This window comes from Bradyrhizobium sp. AUGA SZCCT0177, from assembly GCF_018130125.1.
Lineage (GTDB): Bacteria > Pseudomonadota > Alphaproteobacteria > Rhizobiales > Xanthobacteraceae > Bradyrhizobium.
Genome location: NZ_JAFCMA010000072.1, coordinates 1 through 1293 on the forward strand (window position 1 = coordinate 1; position 1293 = coordinate 1293).

Consider the following 1293-nt stretch of genomic DNA (forward strand, 5'->3'; position numbering starts at 1 on the left):
GCACGCCGAAGGCATGACGCTGTTCGCGCAGGACCTCCATGGCGGCGCCGATCCGAGCTTTCAGATCAAGACCCGCGTCTTCACGGAATTGGCCTGGCATTCGCTGTTCATCCGCACGCTGCTGATCCGCCCCGACGCGTCGGATCTCGCCAGCTTCGTGCCGGAGCTGACCATCATCGATTTGCCGAGCTTCCGCGCCGACCCCAAACGTCACGGCTGCAAGTCCGAGAACGTCGTCGCGATCGATTTCGCCCGCAAGATCGTCCTGATCGGCGGGTCTTATTATGCCGGCGAGATGAAGAAGAGCGTGTTCACGACGCTGAACTATTATCTGCCCGCCAAGGGCGTGCTGCCGATGCACTGCTCGGCCAATGTCGGCCCCGACGGCGACACCGCGATCTTCTTCGGCCTGTCCGGCACCGGCAAGACCACGCTGTCGGCCGATCCCAAGCGCACGCTGATCGGCGACGACGAGCATGGCTGGGGCAAGGACGGCGTCTTCAATTTCGAAGGCGGCTGCTACGCCAAGTGTATCAAGCTGTCCCCGGAAGCCGAGCCCGAGATTTTCGCGGCCTCCAACCGCTTCGGCGCCGTGCTGGAGAACGTCGTGCTCGCCGAGCGCACCCGCGTGCCCGATTTCGACGACGGCTCGAAGACCGAAAACACCCGCTCGGCCTATCCGCTCGATTTCATCCCGAACGCCTCGCGCACCGGGCGTGCCGGCCAGCCGAAGAACGTGGTGATGCTGGCGGCCGACGCCTTCGGCGTGTTGCCGCCGATTGCAAAGCTGACGCCGGCGCAGGCGATGTATCACTTCCTGTCCGGCTATACCGCCAAGGTCGCCGGCACCGAACGTGGTCTCGGCAACGAGCCGCAGCCGGAATTTTCCACCTGCTTCGGCTCGCCGTTCCTGCCGCTTGATCCGTCGGTGTACGGCAACATGCTGCGCGAATTGATCGCCAAGCACAATGTCGATTGCTGGCTGGTCAACACCGGCTGGACCGGCGGCAAATACGGCACGGGAAGCCGGATGCCGATCAAGGTGACCCGGGCGCTGCTCACCGCGGCCCTCAACGGTTCGCTGCGCAATGTCGAATTCCGCACCGACAAATATTTCGGTTTCGCAGTCCCGACCGCGCTGCCCGATGTGCCCAGCGACATCCTCAACCCCGTCAACACCTGGAAGGACAAGGCCGAGTTCGACAAGACCGCGCGTGCGCTGGTCGGCATGTTCCAGAAGAACTTCGCCAAGTTCGAAGCCCAGGTCGATGCCGATGTCCGCGCTGCTGCGCC

At 63.9% G+C, this 1293-nt stretch carries 1 protein-coding gene; it reads left to right on the plus strand.

The window, feature by feature from the left end; all coding sequences use genetic code 11:
- Positions 1–1293, plus strand: a 1293-nt coding sequence (locus JQ597_RS37410; RefSeq protein ID WP_212270385.1) for a phosphoenolpyruvate carboxykinase, incomplete at both ends; no start/stop codon positions are given.